Below are 24,830 nucleotides of genomic sequence, written 5' to 3'. Positions count from 1 at the left end.
CACCAACTAGCTAATCCAACGCGGGTCCATCTTATACCACCGGAGTTTTTCACACTGAGCCATGCAGCTCTGTGCGCTTATGCGGTATTAGCAGTCATTTCTGACTGTTATCCCCCTGTATAAGGCAGGTTACCCACGCGTTACTCACCCGTCCGCCACTAGAAACAATCTAAATCTGCCGAAGCTTCAATAAAAGGTTTCCCGTTCGACTTGCATGTGTTAAGCACGCCGCCAGCGTTCATCCTGAGCCAGGATCAAACTCTCTGATAAAATGTTTGATTCATTTACTCAAGACAACCGTTTGGCTATCTCTCGTTTTTACTGCTAAATAGGTCGTAACTCCGACTCGCTTCCGCTCATCGGAGCAGGTTCATGCTTTCGCATTCACCCGAACCGTTCTTTAAATGTAAAGAAATTTTCGAGAATCGTATGTGTTTCACTGTTTAGTTATCAAGGTTTGTTGTGTCTGTCTCTCAGACAGCTCGTTTATTTTATCTCATCTCTTTTTGTTTGTCAAGCACTTTTTTAAGTTTTTTTCAAACATTTTTGAGTTAAGATTTTGTTGCCGCTTTGTTGGCGACTTGGATACTTTATCATATCTTCTGTCTTTTGTCAACTGTCAATTTCATTTTTCTGAAATTCTTTTTAATTGTTTGTTTTTCAAAAACAATTATTTGCGACAGCTCAGTTATAATACCACTGGGAGTTATGCTTGTCAACCATAAAATTCAAATTTTTTTGATTATTTTGTTTGTTTGGATAAATGTGTTAATTTCCATTGGTATGGAGAGGCCACTGGCTACGCACGTCACACTATTCTAACCGCATCGTCATACCAATACCGCTTCACCCACACACTACTTCCCACAACCCAGGACAGGGCGCAATCGCGTCCGCATCCGTCCTTCACCGAATTGACTACCAGCCGTGGAGCTGGGGTACATTCGTTAAAACAAAAAAGACGCCACAAAAAAGCGACGTCCTTCCATAAACCACACTCAATTCCCCCCAGAAAGCTCCCTAAGCAGCTCTATATCACTCTGCCGCACCTTTATATTCGTTGTCAGCTTCTCCCCTTCAGGGCTTATATAAGTCACTTCCAGGATACTGCCCTCACGAAGCCCACGCCTTGACACTGCACTGCAAAATGCAGGAAACTTAGGATGGTTCTTTTTAAATGTATTCCATGCATTCATAACTTTCATCATGTTTCCGATATTACCAATACCCATAACTGTTTCATACTCCTTTCTCACCATATACAGCCGCTATACCCAAAAGTACAGCGGCTGCATAATTAATATCCATCTAAAGAAGATTCTCACATAAGCTAACTTAATTACTGTTGAGCTTTTTTCTTAAAATAATTCTTAACAATAGGTTTCACTTTATTTTGTACTTTCACAGGCAAATGATAATAAACTCTGCGCAGGAAAGTCTGCTTAACCTGAATCGGCTCATTTATCTTGACGTGAATATCTGCTGCCTCTGTAGTTTCTATTTTGGCAGGATAAGCCTGGTATGTCTTAACTGTCTTCTCAGAGAACATAGCGTTCTTTAGCCAATCCTGGAAAAATGCTTTTTCTTTTTCCATGATCTCCTCTACCTGAGTATAGTCCATTGGTTCAAGGAAGTGATCATTTTTGATAATATCAAGAGGATTAGTTACAAAACGATCCTCAACATGGAAAAGTTTTGTAAGAGAAGCAAATCTGGTCATACCCCTGTGTGCATTTCCAATTCCAGCAAATGGCTTATGGTAAATAATCGCAAAGCTCATTCCATGACAGGAATCTGTAAGAACATAACTGCTGTTTTTAAAATAGTAAACCCAATCCTGAAAAGTAACATTCTCAAGAATTGTATCCATTCCCAGCTTTTCTTTATTAGACTCATAATTCCATGGCGTGCCATCCAGAATATGAATAGTTCTAAGTCCCAGCTTTTCAGAAAGATGACGAATTACCTCTTTCTTTTCAGGTGTCGGATCCAGAATATAGGTAAGCATATATGGTTCTGTTTCATTACGTGTAGATTCTGCTGCAATATCATCATACACCTGTCTGTCTGTAGAAAATACCGGATCCAGAACACGGGTAGCATCCACCCCAAATACTCTCTTCATAATACCAACAGCAGATTCCTCTCGTACAGAAATTGCATCAAATCGCTTAAAGTACTCACTTGCAATAATACGTTCCCTATTTGAACGAAAATCACGATCATGTCCAAAAGATGCTGCAACTGCAACTTTCTTCTTTTCATCACGTACAAAATCCATAAGAAAACTTCTTCCAAAGTTTCTTGCAATACCATGATTCCATACCTGGTCAGAACCAATAACAAAGGAATCACAAATATGATTCAAGATACGCAATTCATTTAATTTATAGCGTTTGCTTACATGAAAATGAGTATTTGCAAAAACACGACTATGATTTTCTTCGGCAACTTCCCTGTCTGTCCCTACAAAACCTGGTTTATCGATCATAAGAACAGAAAGGCCCAGTCCCTGCAACTGTTTCATCAAACCATAATAAGTCGCAATACTTCCATAATTACAGCCAAACCATACTCCCAGAACACCAACATCATAACGGTTTTCCATACAGTATTTAACCGCTTTATGCATACTTGTATAGTTTAACATTTCAAAGAAACGGTCGCGCTGAGAATGTGCCTGCATATGCTCTTTGAAACGATTTTTCCAGGTAACTGCTTCTAACGGTACTTTCTCAAAAACCTGTGTATTTGCACTGATTTCTTCTACAATCTTGCGTCCCTTTTCATTATTTACAAGAATCAGAGAAGTTCCTCTTCCATCACTTAATTCAGCTTTGTATTTAGCAATTCCCCAACAATCGCCAATCGTAATATCTCCCTGGCGAGGCATAGACGCAAATTTACAGTCTTCACAGCTTTTTCTGAGAAACAGGCTTCTGTAAGATCCTTTCACAAACGGATCCAGTTCTCCTGATCCCATATATGTCTGTCCATCCTTCAAGACAACCGCACAGGTAGTTCCATTATATCCATAATATTTAGTACGGAAATAAAATCTTTTTACATTTTCTCTTCCAAAAGTTTCATCCAGATATCTTTCAAAAACCTTAGGAGATGTGCCACCATGACACATAAGATCTACTGCAATCAGTCCCTCTCTTTTATTTCCCAGGTATGCTTTTAAACCGGCAACCTGACATGGAGTACCTGTAAAAAGGACTTTTGTACCTTTCTCAAGAAGTTCTTTAATACGCGGGAACATATCTCCAAGATCACTCTCCACATATTTAGATCTTCTCATTGGCTCAATTTCTTTTTCATTTGTGGCAATCGTATGGAAAATATGAAACTTCTCGTCCATAACAACACCGCAGACAACACCGCCCTGCGCAAGGATGTTTCTTGCGATTAAGGTAAAAGCACCGCCAGAAGTACTATCCATTCGCAGCTTGTCATCCGCCCAGACCGCATAGCTCTCCGGCTCCGGTGCATTGCTCATGTCTTTTGGACAGATGGATGGACAGATCTTTCTGCATTTTCCGCAGCCTGTACATTTCTCTTCGTCTACAACAGGATAGCGAAAGCCTTCGCTATCCCTTTCCATTGTGATTGCCCCAAACGGGCAGCTGTAAACACAGGCACTGCAGCCGTAACACTCTGTTTTCTTTAAATCCCCTATATGTTTTACACTCATTTATCTATCTCCAAATATTTTCTCCAGAAACTTTCTGAAGTGAACTCTTTTCTGTGGTTTCTGTATTCTTTTTCCAGACGAACGTGAATCTTATTGTAACGGCTGAAAAGTTTACGTTCTCTGCTGAACAGCTCGAAAAATCTCTTCTTGTCCATTTCTCTGTATGCACCCATCTTCAGGTGTGGGTTTACTGCAAGAAGTCTTCTTCTGAAGAAGTATCTGTGTGGTGAATAATACCAGTCATAGGCAACCGGAACTGTTTCTTTTTTCAGAAGCTTCTCCGGCCAGAAATGTCCGTTATAAGTAATTCTATACAGGAAGGTTTCCCATGGTTTACGCGGAAGATCCGGTGCATAAACGCTGAATACCTTTGTCGGTGCCTCCGGGAAATTGGAAAGCGGCTCCATCTGCTCATTCTTCTGGGATTTCTCTTTGAGAAGTTTTTCACCCTGATTCTTCATGAAGAATTTATAGCCCTTCATATAGTCTTCAACTGCATCAAGAAGAAGCTCTGCACCATCATAATTAAAACGCAGGAGATTTACGCGGATCAGCTTGCGGATACGTGTCATAATGTCTGCATTCTGGCATACTCCACTGGCAGCCTGAAGCATCAGAGTATTTCTGTGTACCTGATAAAATTCCATTGCTCCGTTAAACTTATTCGTAAATCCCATATGCCAGATACAGATACCGCTAAGAGTAATAAATTTCGCTTTATTACGGAGACTGTATTCAACATCATCACCACGAACAAATACCGGAAGCGGCAGATTATCTTTGCGCACAAATTCTGCCGGAATACAGCAATACCACCATCCCGCATATGCGTTCTTTGGTTCATGAATGATCTCCTCGCAACGAAGCACATCTTCAATCTTTCTGGTATCTACTCTGTCTTTCAGTGGACCGTAAGTTCCCTCATGATCCATAAATCCTACATCTTCATACAGGAAATTCATCTCTTCATAGAAAAGCATTGCGCCACTGATAAAATGATGCTCATATTCCGGACGAACGATCTTCAGAAGATTATAGGTACGGATAAGGCTCTCCGGAAGAATCATAACATCATCATCCATCAGAAGAACATGGGTCGGTTTTTCTTTATGATCCATAGCTTCCAGCATACCTCTTGTAAATCCGCCGGCACCACCTACATTAAGGTTCGGATGTACCATTACATGCTCTGTCTGGATCTCTTCTGCCGGAAGTGTCCGTCCATTATCTACCACATGGATCCACAGATTTTCTGCAATACTATCATTACCGGCAAGTACAGTATCTTTCAGAAGCTGAATGTTCGGAAGGATATAATCTTCTTTTTTGAATGTTGTTGTACAAAGATGAAGAGATACATGACGCATCTGATCTTCCTCAACCTCTGTAGCATACTCGCCTCCATAGATCACACATACACCGAGTGTATGGATCTCGAAGCCGGCAACCATCAGATCATTTTCCGGATATTCAAGACTGATCTCCTGCTCCTCAGCTGCGGAAACCTTTGCTCTGCGGAGAACTTTACGGATGTACTGTGTATCTTTCTTCTCATAGCCTGTAAGAAGGATCTCCATCTCACCTTTTACACGCAGTTTCAGAATCAGCTTCTCTGCGTATGTGTAGGTTTTCCATTTCAGAAGTGAAATAGAGTTAAAGTAAGTACAGAAATCAATTACCTGTCCCGCACCTAAAACGATGTTTTTCTTTTCTCTGTCATACACCGGGCGGCTGCTTTTGAAAAACATCTCCCAGTATGCTTCCAGCCTGTCATTGTCGCAGAACAGGATATTCTGCAGTTTGTAATTTTTACTCATTCTTATCAATCTCCAAATATTTATTCCAGAATTCTTCTGTTATCAGTTTCTTCCAGTTCCTTCTGTAGCTCTCCCTGGATTTTTCAAAATACCTGTCTGTTTTCCTCAATGCCAGTAATAAATATATGCTCAGACGTATTGTTTCCGGCAGGTTCTTATCTGCCTTCAGGCAAAATCCTGCGGAATCTTCATAAACGATATGTTTCTTTTTGGCTGCAGTGTATACACTGACATCCGGAGTTGTATAAAACACATTTTTTTCCGTGTGACCCGTTTTTTGCAGTTTAGGAACTCTTGCAGCTACTTTTGCGTGGATCTCTACTCCATCTGTTTTTTCCAGCCATTTTTCACCTTTCAGGAAATCCATCATAGCACAGATATTCAGATAAATATAAGAGTATCTGCCCCGCAGAAGATTTCCCGCAACCCATTTGATAAGGAATTTCTTCCACTGGAGACTATCCCAATCATCATAATGAATCGCATTTACGATAGCCATATTCCGGATATCGTAATATTCTCCCATCTGAGGTAGTTTCTTGATAACGGCTTCATGCCATACTCCAATGCCATTCAGTGTCATCAGTTTTCCCAGGCGGATGCCGTACTCGATATCATCCCTGTGGATAAACAAAGGCAGCGGAAGACCCTTTTCCCGGATAGCTGATACCGGTATGGCACAGTACCACCAACCGCCGTATTCCCAGTTCTGTACCTTTGTATTCTTCAGAAGCGAATCTTTCCTTCGAAGATCCAGATTCTGTCCGCAGCCCTGGATCTTTCCTCTGTTCCAGAAAGCTCCGCACTCAAATTGTTTCCACGGAATATCCCTTTCTATAAGAGCTCCTCCCAAAGGCGCATCCTGCCATTCTTTCTTTACAGCAGAAAGAAAATAACCTGTTTTTCTGAGAACATCCGGATTAAGGATAATATCATCATCCATCAGGATCACATGGGTAAATGCAGGATCTTTCAAAGCTTCTATCATACCTCTTGTAAATCCGCCGGCTCCGCCGCAATTCCTGTTCGGAACAAGATGTACCCATTCCGGGACCATATCCTCTGTGAGAGTATTCCCATTATCTATGAGAAAAATCTCCGGACGTTCTTTTATGTCCATTCTGGAAATCCTCTCAAGATTTCCTATGACTTCTTTTTCACGGCGGCAGGTGCAGATCACTACTGCCAAATTGACTTCCTGCAGTCTTTCCACTTCTGTCTGAACTGTTATATTTCTAAGATATCCACCTTGTTTCAGGCCTTTCACAGAAATCCAGAAAACTTTGGAGTGCTGCGGATCCGGTACTTCAAAAGTCACTGTCCGCTCTTCATCTCCCGCCAGACATTCTTCCTCACCGTTCACAACAGTTCTCTTTCCATCTGTATGGCACAGACTTATACTGCAGCTTCCGCTCACCGTAACCTTTACATGCAGCCCGTTTAATTCTGCGTACTGAGCCCACTGCTTCGGGTAAAATCCATTAAAATATGTAAAAAGCTCTACATTTCCATTTTCCGGTATATATAAGGATTTCTCCTCACCGCCGATCAGCCTGACGCCTTCAGTCCCCTGATAATAAAGTCCGTAATTTTCCTCTTCACTGTCCGGAAGCATCAGCGTCTGTATTGTTTTATACTTCATTCAATTTCTCCCTAAGCCTCATGATAAAATGCCCCGGATAGTATAACAGATATCCGCTCTTTCGGATAGCCCATACGAATTTATTTTCGACAGCATTATAGATTTCCGGATATCTGCCCCGAATCGTGCCGTCCATTCTGCGCAATCTGCGGCATACTCTGGCTGAACAAGGGAAACTCAAATATATTTTAAAATGGCTGCTAAGTACATTGGCGATTCCTTTTTCCAGATAGATAAGATACTCTCTGTCAGTATCCCTTGCTTTGAGATTCCGGTAATATCTCAACAGACTTTTCAGGACACGTTCATGATTACGGTGATTCTGGCGCATTTTTTCCAATGTCATGCTCTGTCCCTGACGTCCCAGCCTGTACATATATACAAATTCATCCAGAAATGTGATTGTCTTTACTTCCGGAATCGGATACATTACAAATTCCACGTCTACATAATAGCAGTTTTCATCAATCCTCATTCCTGTCCTGCGAACCAAATCTGTCTTTACTGTCATAGAATGCATCTTGACAAATGTTTTTTCCGCTATTTCCCTGAAATCATATTTTTTGCCATATTCTACTCCCGGGAACGGATGTCTGTTCTGGATGCTTTTCTTTCCGCTTGGTTCATAGACCCAGAAAAAATTACTCCAGACAATATCTGTATCATATTTCTCCAGTCCCTCTACCAGCCGGATGAAGCCTTTTCTGTTTACCCAGTCATCACTGTCAAGAACTTTTACATATTCGCCTGCTGCGTTATCCATTCCTGTATTAATGGCCGATCCGTGACCACCATTAGGTTTACTGATCACCCGGACAGATTCCGGATGTGCCTTGGAAAACTCCAGTGCGATTTCCTCTGACCGGTCTGTTGATCCGTCCAGTACGACCAGAATCTCTATTTTATCCAGAATTTCTCTGATCATCAGTGATTCCAGACACTGGCGGATATATTTTTCCATGTTATAGACTGGAATGATAACCGACAAAATCTTTCTCATACTTTCCAACCTCTTATTTTATTATATATGAGATTGCATCACGGATCCCTGCTACGTATACCAGACGTATCCCTTTGATGCTCTCAGTCGCTGCCCTGTTTACTTCCGGCAGGATCACAGTTTCAAATCCCAGTTTTTTCGCTTCCTGCACACGTTGTCCGGCCATGCTGACTGCACGTACCTCACCGCTTAAGCCGATCTCACCAAAGACCATCACATTATCCGGGATCACAATATCCTTGCAGCTGGAAATAATGGCCAGACAAATACCAAGATCAATAGCCGGTTCTGTCATCTTCATTCCACCTGCAATGTTCACATATGCATCCGATGATGCAAGATGAACACCTGCTTTCTTCTCCAGAACTGCCATAAGCAGATTTACGCGGTTAAAATCTGTTCCAACTGCCGTACGTCTGGGGATTCCAAAATTACTCTGGCAGACAAGAGCCTGAATCTCCACCAGAATCGGTCTTGTGCCTTCCATGGAGCACGCAACAACAGAACCGGAAGCATTCTCCGGCCTTCCGTTCAGAAGAAATTCCGAAGGATTTTTTACTTCTTCAAGACCTGTATTCTGCATCTCAAAAACGCCGATCTCATTGGTAGACCCGAAGCGGTTTTTCACTGCACGCAAGATCCTGTAGGAAGCATGCCTGTCTCCTTCAAAATACAGAACTGTATCCACCATATGCTCAAGCACACGTGGGCCTGCCACATTTCCTTCCTTGGTCACATGTCCCACAATAAAAATGGAAACTCCCATTCCCTTGGCAATCTGCATCAGAACATTAGTAGATTCCCTCACCTGTGAAACACTTCCAGGTGCGGAAGTAATATCTTCATGAAACATAGTCTGGATAGAATCCACAACAGCAACATCTGGTTTTGTCCGTTCTATGATCTCTCTGATATTCTCAAGATTTGTCTCACAGAGGAGCTTGAGTCTGTCATTAAAACTTCCAAGCCTGTCTGCCCTGAGCTTGATCTGTCTGAGTGATTCCTCACCGGAAATATACAATACAGATACTCCCTGAGCTGAAAGATTCCTGCATACCTGAAGGAGCAGGGTGGATTTACCGATACCGGGATCTCCGCCCACCAAAACGAGGGAGCCAGGAACAATTCCTCCTCCCAGCACCCTGTCCAGTTCACCGATCCCACAGCTCTGACGTTCATCAGAAGAAAGGCTGATGTCTTTCAGAATTACGGGTTCAGTTTTTTTCTGTGTTGTGTTTGTACTGCCGGAGGATGCTTTCTTTGCAGAAACTGTCTCCTCCACAAAAGTATTCCATGCCTTGCATGCAGGACACTGTCCCATCCACTTGGCAGATTCGTATCCGCATTCCTGGCAGAAATATACTGTTTTTTTATTTTTTAGCATTTTACGATTTTTACTTCAGCTTTGGTGTCCGCATCCAGCTCAACACTGAAAGAAAGCTTACCGCCCAGGTTCGTAGTCATGGTACCTGTGCTCGCTCCGTCAATAAACACCTGATACTCAGTCTCAGCCTCAAGCTCTACTGTGATCTGAGAATCCTCAAAGCCCTGTACCTCGAAGCTCATTGCAGTTCCATCCTGCTGAAGGTGGAATACACTTGTTCCCGGAACGGACTCATATACGAACATTCCATTGCGCTCAAGCTTGGTGATCTCCTTATATGTTTTTACTTTATACATATCTCCCTGATACTGATAATCTGACAGCTTGGATTTCTGATTTAACTCATAATCTCCAAAACTGATAGTACCGTTGTCTTCTGTACGGATCAATTCCTGTACCACTGCCATGATCTTATGTCCTCCTGAAATTCTTTTGTTGTAAATTTTGTAAGTTTAATTATAACTTATTTCGTATTTTTTGGCTATAGGAAGTGACAAAATTCTTATACTTTTCATAATTGTGATTTTTTATTCCCCGGAATCTGTCACTGCAAAGCAGATCTTTTTATCTTTTACTTTTACCTGCACAGCATCTCCGGATTTAATATGTCCCTCAAGAATTTCCGTTGCCATCTCATCTTCGATCTTCGTCTGGATAGCCCTTCTTAAAGGTCTTGCACCATACTTGCTGTCAAAACCTGCGTCTGCAATGAGATCTTTTGCCGCACCTGTGACCTTCAATGTAATACCCAGCTGTTCCTGGCAGCGATTCTCAAGATTTTTAAGAAGAATCGTAACGATCTTGCGGATATTTTCTTTATTAAGAGAATGGAACACCATGATCTCATCAATTCGATTGAGGAACTCCGGTTTGAACATCCGGCGTACTTCTTCCATAACACCAGACTTCATTCTGTCGTAATTCTGCTTCTCGGTATCTCCGGACATAAACCCAAGATGCTTTGGCTCCATGATCATCTGTGCACCTGCATTGGATGTCATAATGATGATCGTCTGCTTAAAATCAACTTTTCTTCCATGGGCATCTGTAATATGTCCGTCATCCAGCACCTGCAGAAGGATATTGAACACATCCGGATGTGCCTTCTCAATCTCATCAAAAAGAATCACGCTATATGGATTTCTGCGTACTTTCTCACTGAGCTGTCCACCCTCCTCATAGCCTACATATCCTGGCGGTGATCCAATCATCTTGGAAACACTGTGTTTCTCCATATACTCAGACATATCCACACGGATCATAGCCTGCTCACTTCCAAAGACTGCCTCTGCCAGTGCCTTGGAAAGCTCTGTTTTTCCGACACCTGTAGGACCAAGGAACAGAAAAGAACCGATTGGTCTTGAAGGATCTTTTAAGCCGACTCTGCCTCGTTTCACTGCACGGGCCACTGCAGACACTGCTTCATCCTGCCCGATCACACGCTTCTTAAGAACTTTTTCCAGGTTTGCAAGACGGCGGGATTCCCCTTCTGTGAGACGCTGTACGGGAATTTTCGTCCAATCTGATACAATATCTGCAACTGCTGCCTCTCCTACTGTTAGAGATTTCCGTTTATTTCTGCGTTCAGCTTTTTTGCGGATCTTCTCAAGCTCTTCTTCTGCCTCATTCTGTCTTGCCTGTGCCGCTTTTGCACCTTCCAGGTCAGCATTTACAACTGCCTGCTCTTTTTCTTTGAGAATATCATGGATTTTGCGTTCCAGGACTTCCGCCTCCGGGGACGGATGATATCCTGCCAACTGTACCTTGGATGACGCTTCATCAATAATATCAATGGCCTTATCCGGAAGAAAACGATCATTGATATAACGGATGGACATCTTCACTGCTGCCTCCAGAGCCTCATCCAGGATCTCAACGCCGTGATGCTTCTCATAATACGGGCGCAGCCCTCTTAAGATCTTCACGGCCTCTTCTTCCGTTGGCTCTTCCACTGTTACCGGCTGGAAACGCCGCTCCAGTGCAGCATCTTTTTCTATATATTTCCTGTATTCTTCCAGAGTTGTAGCTCCGATCAGCTGAATCTCTCCTCTGGAAAGTGACGGTTTCAGAATATTGGAAGCATCCAGTGCACCTTCTGCGCCTCCGGCTCCGATAATCGTGTGGATCTCATCGATAAAAAGCAGAATCCCCTGCTGTTCTCTTACCTCATCAATGACATTTCGGATACGCTCCTCAAATTCACCTCTGTATTTACTTCCTGCAACCATTCCGGAAAGATCCAGTACAACTACTCTTTTATCCTTCACTGTATCAGGAACCATTCCTGTAACGATCCGCTGTGCGAGGCCTTCCACAATAGCTGTTTTTCCAACACCTGGCTCTCCTACCAGACATGGATTATTCTTGGTCCTGCGGCTTAGGATTTGGATCAGGCGGGCGATCTCTTTATCTCTTCCCACTACAGGATCCAGTCTGCCTTCCTCCGCCATCTCAGTAAGATCCCGGCTGTACTGGTCAAGCGTTGGTGTTGTGCTGCCGTTTCTGTTCCGGGCCGCTTTTACTGCCTGAAATTCTTCTGCAATGGCATCGCTGTCCATTCCCATTGCTGCAAGCACTGCTGCGTACAGCTTCTGGATATTCGCTCCCATTGTATACAAAAGTCTCGTGCCTACACAGTCTGTTTCTTTCAGCATAGCCAGCAGAAGATGCTCGGTTCCTGCTTTCTCAAAATGCATAGATTCAGCTTCTGCATACGCATTTTCAAGAACTCTCTGGGTTCTCGGGCTGAATCCCGGTTTCTGGGTAACAGCTGTATTTCCCGGCGGTGCGATCAGTTTATCGATCAGTGCCAGGGCATTCTCTGCCTGGATACCGAATTCCTCGAGCACTCTGCCTGCTGTGCCCTCTTCTTCCTGCAAAAGGCCTACCAACAAATGCTCAGTACCGATATAACTATGTCCGCAGGAGCCTGCTGCCTGTTTCGCCAGAGCAAGAACATTCTGTGCCTGCTTTGTAAATCGTTCCTGCATGATGTCTCCTCCTATCTGTCTGCGTCATATTCATCAAAAATCTCATCCACCAGCTGATGGATCTCTTCTCTTGTTACATTCTTGCAACAGCCCCAGGCCATCGCTACTGTGAGATTCTGTTTCATCTCTTCCAGGGCTCTTACCTTATCTGCATCAATGGAGATCACTGCTCCTTTTCGTCTGTCAATGGTTACAAAGCCTTCCTGACGAAGCAGTGCATATGCTTTATTTACCGTATGCATATTGATCCCTGCAATGCTCGCAAGCTGCCGTACAGAAGGCAGAGCATCCCCCTCATGAAGCCTGGATGTGGCTATCCCCATTATGATCTGATTGGTGATCTGCATGTAGATCGCCTCATCACTGTTAAAATCAATTTCTATCACCATCGGGCAATCTCTCCTCTATAACAGCAAAAGGCTGCACAGTTTCATATCCTGGCAGCCTGCTGTGATTTAATTTTTTATTTGGCGACTCCTGCGATCTTCTCCACCTGTTCTTTATTCAGGATCAGATTGAATCCAAGCGGATTTACCACATAAGCACTCGCCTGCGGAATCATCAAGCCCGGAAGTTTATCCATGGTTACTTTCGCAACACGGAGGTTCTTTCCTCTTCCGAATTTCTCAAATTCCATAACATCTGTAAATACAGGCTGAAGGATCTTGTCATCTTTGTTCTTAAGATATGGAATATGAAGTTTTCCGTTTTCTTCCTGTTCTGCATTGATGGCAATCAAGAATTCCGCTTTTCGGAGGTTTGCGATCAGCTCTTCCTCCAGCTCACGGATATTCTTATGTTCTTCCTGTTTCACCGGGCGGCGAAGCTCCTGCATGAAGTAAATGCCGGAAAGCTCAAGAGAAGGATTGAGAAGCGGTCTCTTGGCCGGTTCGATCTTACTCATATCTCTCTGACTTGCGATCCTCTGAATCTCTACTTCAATCTGCTTGTCCCCATCTGTCCAGATCACACTGTTTACGCCAATCGCATACAGAGTACCGTACAGTCTCGGAAAATCTTTCTTTTCGTATTTCATGCCCATAAGAAGAATCTTGTCCTCCAGGAGCTGTTTTCCATATTCTTTAATCTCTTCTTCTGTTGCAAAAATCCTTGCCTGATCATTAAATGTCTCCTCATCGCAGGTAACATACGGAAGCTTGGTAGCCTGAGAATATGCTACAAAAACTTCCTCCCTGTTTCTGAGTTCCTGAACTGCTTCTTCTACACTGATTCCCATTTTTCCTGTCCTCTCTGCCTCATCATTTGGATGTGACACTGCATCAAAGAAAATGGTTCGTTCTTATCGTGTTCTGTCAGCATCCAGCTTTTATTATTGATAACTATTTATGGCATTCATAGTTAACATTATTTTACAATATAATCTATAATTTCGTCAAGCTGTGTGCTAATAGTTGTAGAATTTATGTTACTGTTGCAGAATGGACAGGACAATAACGAATTTATGATTCACGCCTCGTCAATGGCCTTTCCAATGTCGTGACGCATATATTTGTTTGCAAAATCAATCCACTCAGTAGCTTCGTATGCGTTCTTTCTGGCTTCTTTGAGAGTTTTTCCTTTGGCTGTGATGCCAAGAACACGTCCGCCGTTTGTAACGATCTCGCCATCTTTAAATCTGGTTCCTGCATGGAAGCAGTAATATCCGTCCTTGTCCTTGAAATTCTCAAATCCATGGATCGGGATACCTTTCTCATATTTCACCGGATAACCGTCGCTTGCAAGAACTACACATACTGCCGCATTATCCTGGAATTTCAGATCGATCTGATCCAATTTACCGTCAACGCAGGCCTCCATTACCTCAAGGATATCATTCTCCATACGCGGGAGAACGACCTGTGCCTCCGGATCACCGAATCTTGCATTGTACTCAAGAACCTTCGGGCCATCTGCAGTAAGCATCAGCCCGAAGAAAATGATTCCTTTGAACGGACGTCCCTCTGCTGCCATGGCATCTACTGTTTTCTGATAGATATATTTCTTACAGAACTCATCAACTTCTTCTGTATAGAACGGGCTTGGAGAGAAAGTTCCCATACCGCCTGTGTTCAGTCCCTGATCTCCGTCCTGTGCACGTTTATGATCCTGTGCGGAAGTCATGGTGCGGATCGTTTTTCCGTCAACAAAGGAAAGCACGGAAACTTCACGGCCTGTCATAAACTCCTCAATGACCATGGTATTTCCGGCATTTCCGAATTTTTTATCTTCCATGATCTCCTTTACGCCGTCCTCAGCTTCCTTCAGATCTTTACAGATCAGAACGCCCTTACCAAGTGCAAGTCCGTCAGCTTTCAGAACAATCGGAAATTTTGCTTCTGTTCTTAAATATGTAAGTGCCTTCTCCGGATCATCGAAATTCTCATAGGCAGCAGTCGGAATCTCATATTTTTTCATAAGATCTTTGGAAAAAGCCTTGGAGCCTTCCAGGATTGCTGCATTCTTGCGAGGTCCGAACACCCGAAGTCCCTGTGTCTCAAATACATCTACAATACCGCCAACAAGAGGATCATCCATTCCGACGATGGTGAGATCAATCTCTTTTTCTTTGGCAAATGCAGCCAGTTTTTCAAATTCCATTGCCCCGATATCCACACATTCTGCATACTCTGCAATTCCTGCATTTCCAGGTGCACAGTAGATCTTATCTGCCTTCGGGCTTTTTGCAACGCTCCATGCGATAGCGTGTTCTCTTCCACCGCTTCCTACGATTAATATCTTCATCTGTTTACTCCTTTGTTTCATCTATCCTGTGATTACTTTAAAGAAACGATCCCATCTGTCACTGTAATCTTGTCATTTGCAATGAGATCAATAGCATCCGGAAGGATCTTCCACTCAGCCTTCTCCATCACTCTTCTCTGAAGTTCCTTAGAGGTGTCTCCATCTTTCACTTTTACAGCTTTCTGAAGGATGATCGGACCTGTATCTGTGCCTGCATCTACAAAATGTACAGTAGCACCTGTTACCTTCACGCCTCTTGCAAGCACTGCATCATGAACTTTAAGTCCGTAATAACCTTTGCCGCAGAATGACGGTATCAGGGACGGATGAATGTTAATGATCTTATTCGGATAAGCTTCCACCATCATAGGCGGAATAGCAACCAGATATCCGGCAAGAACGATCAGATCCACTCCTCTCTCCTGAAGTTTTGCAAGAAGTGCTCTGTGAAAAGCTTCCCTGTCCGGATAGTCCTTCGGCGCAATGCACAAAGCTTCGATATTATGCTTTCTGGCTCTCTCCAGCGCATAGGCAGAAGCATTATTGCTGATCACGATATCCACTTCTGCATTGGTAATATCTCCGGCATCAATTGCATCCAGGATTGCCTGGAGATTGGTCCCGCCGCCGGAAACAAGAACTCCGATTTTTAACATAAGGTCACTCCCTTTTCACCTGCTTCAATACTTCCTACAACATACGGCTTGTCTCCTGTGCTGCGGATAGCTTCCATTGTTTTGTCAACATCTGCCGGATCTACTGCAAGGATCATTCCAAGTCCCATGTTGTATGTATTATACATCATATGCTCATCAATATTTCCTCTTTCTGCAAGAAGTTTGAAGATCGGAAGTACCGGATAGCTGTCTTTCTTAACAACTGCTCTTGTACCTTCCTTCAGCATACGCGGGATATTCTCATAAAATCCGCCGCCTGTGATATGGCTGCAGGCATGGATCTTCACACCGGCATTGCGGATACTCTTTAATGCTTTTACATAGATTCTGGTCGGTGCGATCAGAGCCTCACCAAGTGTTGTGCCAAGCTCCTCATAATAGGTATCCAGAGATTCCTTTGTCATATCAAATACTTTACGTACAAGAGAAAATCCGTTACTGTGAACTCCTGTGGAAGCCATGCCGATGAGTACATCTCCCGGTTTCAGGGATTCTCCTGTAAGAAGATCTTTTTTGTCAACGACTCCTACTGCAAATCCTGCAAGGTCATACTCATCCTCAGGCATAAGTCCGGGATGTTCTGCTGTCTCACCGCCGATAAGAGCAGCTTCTGACTGTACACAGCCTTCTGCAACACCCTTTACAATCTCAGCGATTTTCTCCGGATAGTTCTTGCCACAGGCAATGTAATCCAGGAAGAACAGTGGTTCTCCACCTGCACATGCAATATCATTCACACACATGGCTACCGCATCGATTCCGATAGTATCATGCTTATCCATGACCATGGCTACTTTAACCTTCGTTCCACATCCATCTGTTCCGGAAACAAGTGTCGGTTCCTCCATGTCTTTAAATTTCTCCATGGAAAATGCACCTGAGAAACCTCCGATTCCTCCAAGTACCTCCGGTCTCATTGTCTTGGCAATATGTTTTTTCATCAGTTCTACTGATTTGTAACCAGCCTCTATATCTACGCCTGAAGTCTTGTAATCCATAATTTCCTCCTTATAGCAACACTCTTTTGTTTATTATTTATTATAATTCCTGTATCCAACTTCCTGAAGTCTTGCGTCCTTCTTCTCTACCTGCTCTTTCAGCTCCTGGCTGTAGGCTTTCAATCTGCCTAAAAGCTCTTCATCTGAAGTTGCAAGGATCTTCGCTGCAAGGAGTCCCGCATTGGCACCGCCATTGATTGCTACTGTTGCAACCGGGATACCGCTTGGCATCTGTACGATGGAATAAAGGGAATCTCTTCCTCCCAGTGATGTGGTATGCATCGGGATTCCGATGACCGGCATTGGAAAGATTGCCGCGCACATTCCCGGAAGATGAGCTGCCATTCCTGCGCCTGCAATGATTACTTTGAAGCCTTTTTCTTCTGCTGTTCTGGCATACTCGAAAAATACATCCGGTTCTCTGTGTGCGGAAATGATCTTCATCTCATAATCAATTCCCAGTTTCTCCAGAATATCTGCTGCTTTACTCATAACTGGCATATCTGAATCACTACCCATTACAATTCCTACTTTTGCCATGTTTTTCTCCTTTCGTGGTACATCTTACATTCGTTTGTGTGTTGTCTGCCGCTTTACTGACTGCGGCTGTTATGGTTATTCTACGTACAATCTCATTTTCTGTCAATACGAACGGGAAAACTGTAAATTTACTAATTAACTTATATTTTTATTTAATGGAAGATGATTAAAAGGCTTATTCAATTCCTCTGTTCCAGGGAGCACAAATCTTCCGTTCTCAATAATGGAGATCATTTCGCCCTCATCATCGATCACGCGGATGCTGCCAAGCTCATCATATGGAATGGTAATATCTGTATGACATCCATAATACGCAAGACTTACATCATCTTTACGCATCTCAGAAATCTCATTATCCCTGGCAATGATCTCTTTTCCATCAGGATTATATACAGGTGTGTCTTCCGCCCAGCTATAGCAGGTATCACCCACTGCAAAATGCGGTCCCATCTTCTCTGCAATAAGAATCGGAAGCTTATCAGCAATTCCGTATTTCATTGCAGCCACATAAGCTGTAGTGTTGGTTCCGATGGCAAATTCACCCATCGGTATCTTCGGATGATGGTGAAGGATATTATCCTCGATATACTTTCTGTTCTCTTCCTCTGTCTTAAAATTGGAGCAGGTATAATCAATTACCTGTCCACAGTCAAAAACAAGCTTCAGGTCACGGAACTGAAGTCCGTTGAGATATACCTTTTTCACATGAAGGATACCGCCTGTTCCTGCAAGCTGCGGAGAAGTAAATACTTCACCTACCGGAATGTTCACGTCAGCTACACAATTCTCGAAATTTGTCTGTTTTTCCGGATCAGAAATCTCATGCAGATGGATCAGAAGATCTGTGTCATTATCTCCACGTCCCTTAACCTCCACCCACTCACAGGTATCCAGTGTATTGATGATCGTCTGCTGGATTTCCTGGTAGAGATGATAATCCAGTGTATTGATCTTCACGATCTCACGGAAGATTTCTTCATAATTGCCGCCGATCTCAGGAACAGGATATGCGATAATGGTAAAACTTCTCTCATCGCCTTTGATGTAGCGGTTTACAATCTGTCCTGACTCATTATCCAGTTCTGTCTGCAGTTTCTGCTGTGTTTCATTTAATGTATAGGCTTCGGGTTTGCTTACCGGTGAAAACGGAGCTTCACCGAAAGTATCGATGCAGGCCGGACCGCCATGTACATTGGCCAGATCTTTATATTTCTCGTAGGATGTCTGCATTGCACGAAGTTTGCGCTGCACAAAATCTCCATCCAGAAACAGTGCACTGTCCTGACGGTGATCATAATCATACTGAGGATTTGCCACGCCGCCAGTATATCCCACACGGACAGAGCCTCTCTTATTTACCGCATGTACTGCATGACGGTAGATCACCGGATCCAGTCCAATCTTCCTGAACTGAATGATAGCAGCTTTTACCATTCGCTCAAACCCAAGACTGTAGCGGATGTTTACTGTTTTTTTCTTCGTGATATCCTTGCGTCCCGTGATAAAACCGATCCTGTATCCTTCTGTATAAGTAGATGCCATCTTGTCAATCTCATCCTGGGAAAGAGAATTCAGGAATTCTGCCACGCCGATCTCATTCTCTGAAACATATTCTCCATATTTATACAGATATCTGAGATCAGAAAGATCGGAATTCATGATAATATCTGCTGCAAAATCAATCTTTGGATCAACGCCTTCACGGATTCTCTGCTCCATCATATCCTGACAGTAATCATTTACATAGGAACGTAAGATTCCTTCTACTGTAGAAGCTTCCGGAAGCTCCTCCTCACAGAATGCAGAATACAGTTCCAGAAACAATTCCATGGATACAGTCATATCCCAGAGTCGTTTTTCATGGGAATATGCCGTTACTCCCATAAGCTCCGCATACAGAAAACTGAATGCTTTTCCGCAATCTCCCAGCTTTTTTACAGCATAAGCCGGATTGCCATAGCTGTTCTCATAGTTCTCCGGAAGGATATCTTTATAAAACCGATAGTTGCGTTCCTTTAACTCTTTGATGGAAAATTCTGCATCATCCTCATCCATCACATCTGCTGCCATGGAAAGAAACTCTGCCATTTTTCGGAAAAAAGTTCCAAATGGCTCTTTTACTGTGTTTTCCGTTATGATCTCACGGATTCTTGTTTCCGCCAATTCATAACGCTCTTTCATACATTCGTCCAATTTCTCATCTCCCATCTTATTTCTCATCATCGATCACGTGCCCCATGGCAATGTGCTTGTCGATCAGTTCTTTCATATATTCCCAGATTGCTTCTGAACCTTCTCCTGTTTTCCTGTTCCGCTTGTAGATCTGGCTCTTTTTTACCTGATGTTCTTCCCAGCTCTTTCCGTTAGAAGCATCATTAAGGAAAAGCGGCTGGCAGTTGTCCAGAACATGGGCAAATTTCGCTTCCGGTGTTTCGTAAGCCTCGAATTCCTCCCAGAGTTCTTTAAGCCATGTTCCCTGTTCCTCCGGAAGAAGCCCGTAAATCCGCTCTGCCGCCTTGCGCTCCCTTGCATCTTTTGTCTGCGCACCTTTTTCATCGTAGGCATAGGTATCTCCTGCGTTGATCTCTACAAGATCATGAGTCAGTACCATAGGAATTACTTTTCCAAGATCCACCTCTTCATTGGAGTATTCTTTCAAAAGCACTGCCATCAGTGCCAGATGCCAGGAATGTTCCGCATCATTCTCTTTTCTGTTTCCGTCAGCAAGATATGTCTGACGAAAGATATTCTTGACTTTATCTACTTCCAGAATAAAATCAAGCTGTTTTTTTAAACGTTCTTTTTCATCCATCTGATCATACTCCTGATAAAAAAAGTCCCAGCCAAATAACCATGATCACACCGTTTAAGATGGACCCGATCATGCTGGTTCTGTGTTTTCGGTTTTCTTCTGAAAAACTTGAAAGCCCCATTGCGAAGCCGTATACAGAAAGAAGCATTGCAAAAAAGCCTGTACCTCCGATAAGCCCGCCCATTTTTCCATCAAGAAAAAGTTCAAGCACCACTGCCGCAGCAAATAGCCCGAAGGAAGCAGCTGCCAGGCCGACTGACAGCTTACCCCTGGCCGCTTCTCTCTTTTTTGCAAATGCATATCTATATCTTCTTGCCATTATGTTTTCTCCTAAAAATTTCGCAGACTGCATAGATTCCATATCCCAGTGCTGCGCCCAGAGTATTCAGTATCATATCATCCACATCAAAACATCCAACCTTCGTGATAAGCTGGATCACCTCCACACTCAGGCTGATGCAGAATCCAGATAAAATGATAAAAAATCCGTTTCTCATTCTTCTGGCAATCACCGGAAGAACGAATCCATAGGGTACAAATCCCAGCACATTCCCGAAAATGTTTGTAAAAAGCGCAAACATTCCCAGTTGTTCCCTGTATGTCCAGAAACGTCTTATTTCCACAAACGGGACAAGATTATAACGGTATTCTCTCTCCGCCTGTGCTACCCGTCCATATCCTTCCGAAAAGAACAGAAGGTATACCAGGATAAGAACATACAGTACAAAAAAAACTGTGCCGAGTTTTTTCACCCTGCGTTTTGTCCCTTTATTCAATAGTCTCCCCTGCTTAAATAATCCGAAAAGCCACACGAAGCTGCGTGCGGCTTTTCAGTTATCTCTTTATATCAATATGTCTGATTTTCTTTTGAGCAGTCTCGCACCGTTTACGATCATCAGAATTCCTGTGACAAGCCCCGTCACCAGAACGACAATACCAAGTGCAAGGCTTCCTGCCCCGCTGCTCGCCATGGTTTTATATATTTTTTCATTCATGAGCTGTGTCCTCCCAGTTCAAGCGGACATTCGGAATCCGCGGCTCTCTTATTACATAGGCATTGTATAGTGCATTATTATTCTGCACCATATTCCTCATAATATGCATCAATGGCAGCTTTCAGCTTGTCATCGATCACAACACGACCTTTATACTCTTTATTATAGAGATGCTCTACAACCTCAGCCATAGTTACGATAGCTGTTGTCTCAAGGCCATATTTCTCCTCAATCTCCTTCAGGGCACTCTTGGTTCCCTGTCCGCGCTCCATACGGTCAACAGAAACAACAAGACCGATAGGATTTACGTCTCCCTGTGTCTTGATGATCGGAAGTGTCTCCTGAATGGAAGTTCCGGCTGTTGTAACATCCTCGATAATCACAACCTTATCTCCATCCTGAATCGGGCTTCCAAGAAGAATTCCCTTATCTCCGTGATCCTTGACTTCTTTACGGTTGGAGCAGTAACGGATATCCTTACCATACATCTCACTGATCTCCATTGTTGCTGCTACAGAAAGGGGAATACCCTTGTAAGCCGGTCCGAAAAGCACATCAAAATCAAGACCGAATTTGCTCTCGATTGCTTTTGCATAGTACTGGCCAAGTTTACGCAGCTGTGCACCTGTACGGTAAAATCCTGTATTTACAAAAAACGGGGTCTTTCTTCCTGACTTGGTAACAAAATCTCCAAATTTCAGGACATTGCAGTCGATCATAAATTCAATAAATTCCTGCTTATACTGTTCCATTTGTATAATCCTCCATATTTTCTCATATGCTTCAGAGCGAATCTGTATTCCGTTCTGCTATATAATAAACATAAGCACATCACTGATATCGGGTTTATTCTAACATATGTGTAACAGAATTGCAATTCTGCTGACAGCACACAATTATTTCACAACACCGATCAGCTCATTGATATCTTCCACATTCTGTTTTTCAAGGAATGTCTGGATTCCTTCCACGATCTCCTCAGTTGCATAAGGATTGAAAAAATTAGCTGTTCCTACAGAAACTGCTGTTGCCCCTGCCATGATAAATTCAAGTGCATCCTCAGCAGTTGCGATTCCACCCATTCCGATGATCGGAAGAGATACTGCATTGGCAACCTGATATACCATGCGGACTGCTACTGGTTTTACAGCCGGGCCGGACATTCCACCGGTCTTATTCGCCAGGGCAAAAGTACGTCTGTTAATATCGATTTTCATACCTGTCAGTGTATTGATCAGAGAAAGAACATCTGCACCGCCGGCTTCTGCCGCTTTTGCCATCTCTGTAATATCCGTTACATTTGGGCTCAGCTTCATGATCACCGGCTGCTTTGCATATTTTTTTACTTCTTTTGTAATGTCCTCAAGAGCTTTTGGATTCTGACCGAAAGCGATTCCGCCTTCCTTAACATTCGGACAGGAAACATTAATCTCCAGCATATCTACCGGCTCATTTCCAAGACGTTCTACAACCTCGCAGTAATCCTTTGTGGATTTTCCGCAGACATTGACAATAATTTTTGTATCATATTTCCTGAGAAACGGAATGTCCCTCTCACAGAAAACATCAATTCCCGGATTCTGAAGCCCGATGGCATTGAGCATCCCGGAAGCAGTTTCTGTTACTCTTGGTGTTGGATTTCCCGGCCATGGTACATTGGCTACGCCCTTTGTTACAACTGCACCAAGTTTATTTAAATCTACAAATTCACTGTACTCCGTTCCGGAACCAAATGTTCCGGAAGCTGTCATCACCGGATTTTTAAGTTCTACGCCGGCAAGATTTACATTCATTTTGCTCATAACTCTACCTCCGTGCTTAAAAATACCGGTCCGTCCTTGCAGACTCTCTTATTGTGTACATGAGAGTGAGAATCCACGTCTTTGGACTTACACACACAGGCCAGACATGCACCTACACCGCAGGCCATTCGCTCTTCCATGGAAATCCAGCACGGAATCCCTTTCTCAAGGGCATAAGCCTTGATTGCGCGGAGCATCGGTGCAGGACCGCAGGCAAAGATCGCATCTGCCTCAAGACCATTCTCTCGGATCGCATCCATAACATTTCCCTTTGTTCCGGCAGATCCATCCTCTGTTGCCACATATACGTCACCGTAAGCTTCGAATTCTTTATTTAAAAACAGCTCATCTCTGTACCCGAGAACCATTGTTTTCTCTGCATCCAGCTGTTTCGCTGTCTCAAGCATTGGCGGGATTCCGATTCCTCCGCCCATGAGAAATACTTTTTTTCCTTTGACTGCATCCAGCGGAAATCCGTTTCCAAGAGGCCCAAGTGTCTCGATAGGTACCCCTGCATGAAGTCCGGAAAATTCTTCTGTACCGGTTCCCCTGCCTGTAACACGGTATACCAGTCTCAGCTTTTCTTCTTCCTTATCAATCTCACAGAGACTGATCGGCCTGGGAAGAAGCTTGCTTCCGTCACGGCTGTAAAGAGAGACAAACTGTCCCGGAACTGCGTTCTTCGCGATCTCACCTGCATTCAGCCACATACTGTAGATATCTTTTCCAATACATTCCTGACTGATGATCTTACAGGATCTTTTTGTTTTTTTGATTTCTGATGTGCTCATATGATGCCTCCTGTTTTATCTGTTCTCCAATGCGCCGCTGATATCTGCGATCATGTCTTTTACAGCCTGTCTGGAAGCATCTGCATAATTCTCTGCGCCAAATTCTTTATATTTTTCCTGTTTGTATGCAGCAATGATTCCTCTGGAGGAGTTTACGATAGCACCAAGTCCGTCCTCATTGAAGAAATGAACAAGATCTGCACCTTTTCCGCCCTGTGCACCGTATCCAGGAACAAGGATAAATGTTTTTGGCATGATCTTTCTTAATACTTTACCCATTTCCGGATAAGTTGCTCCAACAACTGCGCCAACATAGCTGTAGCCGTCACCCATGAGCTCATCACCCCACTGTGCAACTTTTTCACCAACCAGCTCATACAGCGGACGACCGTCGATCTCGCGGTCCTGAAACTCACCGCTTGACGGGTTGGATGTCTTAACCAGTACAAAGATACCCTTCTTCTCTTCCTTGCAGATATCCATGAAAGGTTTCACACCATCAGATCCAAGATATGGATTGACTGTTGCAAAATCTTCGTCAAAACCTGCATATTTCTTGGAGCCAACCTGCACATGGCCAAGATGTCCTACTGCATAAGCTGCAGATGTGGAACCGATATCACCACGTTTGATATCTCCAATTACTACCAGATCTTTTGCCTTACAGTAATCTACTGTTTTCTTGTATGCAACCAGTCCCGGGATTCCAAACTGCTCATACATTGCGATCTGCGGCTTTACTGCCGGGATCAGATCATATGTTGCATCTACGATTCCCTTATTGTACTGCCAGATTGCCTCTGCTGCACCTTCCAGTGTCTCACCGAATTCTGCAAAAGCTTTCTTCTGGATATGTTCCGGAATATAGTTCAGCATAGGATCCAGTCCTACAACGATTGGTGCGTTTGTTTTTCGGATGTTGCTGATCAGTTTGTTAATCATA

At 43.4% G+C, this 24,830-nt stretch carries 23 protein-coding genes and 1 rRNA gene; all 24 read right to left on the bottom strand.

Annotated elements, in window-relative coordinates; genetic code table 11:
* Window positions 1–270 (bottom strand): 16S ribosomal RNA (locus HFM85_RS14490); the annotation flags it as partial.
* A gap of 728 nt (window positions 271–998) precedes the next feature.
* Window positions 999–1,232 (bottom strand): hypothetical protein, encoded by a 234-nt coding sequence (locus tag HFM85_RS14485; RefSeq protein ID WP_173739007.1) that lies wholly within the window; start codon window positions 1,230–1,232, stop codon window positions 999–1,001.
* Between the two features lie 107 nt (window positions 1,233–1,339).
* On the bottom strand, window positions 1,340–3,697 hold the full coding sequence (locus HFM85_RS14480) for a polysaccharide pyruvyl transferase family protein (RefSeq protein ID WP_173739006.1): 2,358 nt from the start codon (window positions 3,695–3,697) through the stop codon (window positions 1,340–1,342).
* Window positions 3,694–5,514, bottom strand: a complete 1,821-nt coding sequence (locus tag HFM85_RS14475; protein ID WP_173739005.1) for a glycosyltransferase family 2 protein — start codon at window positions 5,512–5,514, stop codon at window positions 3,694–3,696. Before HFM85_RS14475 ends, HFM85_RS14480 begins: the two co-directional genes overlap by 4 nt.
* Entirely contained in the window at window positions 5,507–7,156 is a 1,650-nt protein-coding gene (locus HFM85_RS14470) for a glycosyltransferase (protein WP_173739004.1), read from the bottom strand. Before HFM85_RS14470 ends, HFM85_RS14475 begins: the two co-directional genes overlap by 8 nt.
* Window positions 7,146–8,156, bottom strand: coding sequence for a glycosyltransferase family 2 protein (locus HFM85_RS14465; RefSeq protein WP_173739003.1), 1,011 nt, complete (start codon window positions 8,154–8,156; stop codon window positions 7,146–7,148). The genes HFM85_RS14470 and HFM85_RS14465 overlap by 11 nt, the downstream gene beginning before the upstream one ends.
* 13 nt (window positions 8,157–8,169) lie before the next feature.
* Window positions 8,170–9,540, bottom strand: a complete 1,371-nt coding sequence (gene radA, locus HFM85_RS14460; protein WP_173739002.1) for a DNA repair protein RadA — start codon at window positions 9,538–9,540, stop codon at window positions 8,170–8,172.
* Window positions 9,534–9,947: an endosialidase gene (locus HFM85_RS14455; protein WP_173739001.1), complete on the bottom strand. Its 414-nt coding sequence runs from the start codon at window positions 9,945–9,947 to the stop codon at window positions 9,534–9,536. The genes radA and HFM85_RS14455 overlap by 7 nt, the downstream gene beginning before the upstream one ends.
* 120 nt (window positions 9,948–10,067) lie before the next feature.
* The gene (locus tag HFM85_RS14450) at window positions 10,068–12,530 is read right to left on the bottom strand and encodes an ATP-dependent Clp protease ATP-binding subunit (protein WP_173739000.1); all 2,463 of its coding nucleotides are present in this window, start codon (window positions 12,528–12,530) and stop codon (window positions 10,068–10,070) included.
* 11 nt (window positions 12,531–12,541) lie between these two features.
* Window positions 12,542–12,919, bottom strand: coding sequence for a GntR family transcriptional regulator (locus HFM85_RS14445; RefSeq protein ID WP_173738999.1), 378 nt, complete (start codon window positions 12,917–12,919; stop codon window positions 12,542–12,544).
* A 74-nt stretch (window positions 12,920–12,993) separates the two neighbouring features.
* On the bottom strand, window positions 12,994–13,767 hold the full coding sequence (locus HFM85_RS14440) for an SseB family protein (protein WP_173738998.1): 774 nt from the start codon (window positions 13,765–13,767) through the stop codon (window positions 12,994–12,996).
* A 230-nt stretch (window positions 13,768–13,997) separates the two neighbouring features.
* Complete coding sequence (gene purD / locus HFM85_RS14435) at window positions 13,998–15,272, bottom strand: phosphoribosylamine--glycine ligase (RefSeq protein WP_173738997.1); 1,275 nt, start codon at window positions 15,270–15,272, stop codon at window positions 13,998–14,000.
* 32 nt (window positions 15,273–15,304) lie between these two features.
* A complete protein-coding gene (gene purN / locus HFM85_RS14430; protein WP_173738996.1) occupies window positions 15,305–15,928 on the bottom strand; it encodes a phosphoribosylglycinamide formyltransferase in 624 nt (207 codons plus the stop codon).
* Entirely contained in the window at window positions 15,922–16,947 is a 1,026-nt protein-coding gene (purM, locus tag HFM85_RS14425) for a phosphoribosylformylglycinamidine cyclo-ligase (protein ID WP_173738995.1), read from the bottom strand. The genes purN and purM overlap by 7 nt, the downstream gene beginning before the upstream one ends.
* A 33-nt stretch (window positions 16,948–16,980) precedes the next feature.
* Window positions 16,981–17,487, bottom strand: coding sequence for a 5-(carboxyamino)imidazole ribonucleotide mutase (gene purE, locus HFM85_RS14420; RefSeq protein WP_173738994.1), 507 nt, complete (start codon window positions 17,485–17,487; stop codon window positions 16,981–16,983).
* 135 nt (window positions 17,488–17,622) lie between these two features.
* Window positions 17,623–19,710 carry an aminopeptidase gene (locus HFM85_RS14415; protein WP_243873899.1) on the bottom strand — a complete coding sequence of 696 codons (2,088 nt, stop codon included), beginning with the start codon at window positions 19,708–19,710 and terminating at the stop codon, window positions 17,623–17,625.
* Window positions 19,697–20,299, bottom strand: a complete 603-nt coding sequence (locus HFM85_RS14410; RefSeq protein ID WP_173738993.1) for an HD domain-containing protein — start codon at window positions 20,297–20,299, stop codon at window positions 19,697–19,699. Before HFM85_RS14410 ends, HFM85_RS14415 begins: the two co-directional genes overlap by 14 nt.
* A 4-nt stretch (window positions 20,300–20,303) precedes the next feature.
* A complete protein-coding gene (locus HFM85_RS14405) occupies window positions 20,304–20,618 on the bottom strand; it encodes a hypothetical protein (RefSeq protein WP_119240343.1) in 315 nt (104 codons plus the stop codon).
* Entirely contained in the window at window positions 20,602–21,075 is a 474-nt protein-coding gene (locus HFM85_RS14400) for a VanZ family protein (RefSeq protein ID WP_173738992.1), read from the bottom strand. Before HFM85_RS14400 ends, HFM85_RS14405 begins: the two co-directional genes overlap by 17 nt.
* Before the next feature lie 66 nt (window positions 21,076–21,141).
* The gene (locus HFM85_RS14395) at window positions 21,142–21,294 is read right to left on the bottom strand and encodes a hypothetical protein (RefSeq protein WP_173738991.1); all 153 of its coding nucleotides are present in this window, start codon (window positions 21,292–21,294) and stop codon (window positions 21,142–21,144) included.
* 77 nt (window positions 21,295–21,371) lie between these two features.
* Window positions 21,372–22,046, bottom strand: coding sequence for an orotate phosphoribosyltransferase (pyrE, locus tag HFM85_RS14390; RefSeq protein ID WP_173738990.1), 675 nt, complete (start codon window positions 22,044–22,046; stop codon window positions 21,372–21,374).
* Window positions 22,047–22,190: 144 nt separating this feature from the next.
* Window positions 22,191–23,096: a dihydroorotate dehydrogenase gene (locus tag HFM85_RS14385; RefSeq protein WP_330594922.1), complete on the bottom strand. Its 906-nt coding sequence runs from the start codon at window positions 23,094–23,096 to the stop codon at window positions 22,191–22,193.
* Window positions 23,093–23,887 carry a dihydroorotate dehydrogenase electron transfer subunit gene (locus HFM85_RS14380; RefSeq protein ID WP_173738989.1) on the bottom strand — a complete coding sequence of 265 codons (795 nt, stop codon included), beginning with the start codon at window positions 23,885–23,887 and terminating at the stop codon, window positions 23,093–23,095. The genes HFM85_RS14385 and HFM85_RS14380 overlap by 4 nt, the downstream gene beginning before the upstream one ends.
* 15 nt (window positions 23,888–23,902) lie before the next feature.
* Window positions 23,903–24,829, bottom strand: coding sequence for an orotidine-5'-phosphate decarboxylase (pyrF, locus tag HFM85_RS14375; RefSeq protein ID WP_173738988.1), 927 nt, complete (start codon window positions 24,827–24,829; stop codon window positions 23,903–23,905).
* Window position 24,830 lies beyond the last annotated feature (1 nt).

It is taken from the genome of Blautia schinkii (assembly GCF_013304825.1).
In the GTDB taxonomy this organism is placed as follows: Bacteria; Bacillota; Clostridia; order Lachnospirales; family Lachnospiraceae; genus Blautia_A; species Blautia_A schinkii_B.
The sequence above is the reverse complement of the archived record's forward strand: the minus strand, read 5'-3'. Positions and strand labels throughout refer to the sequence as shown.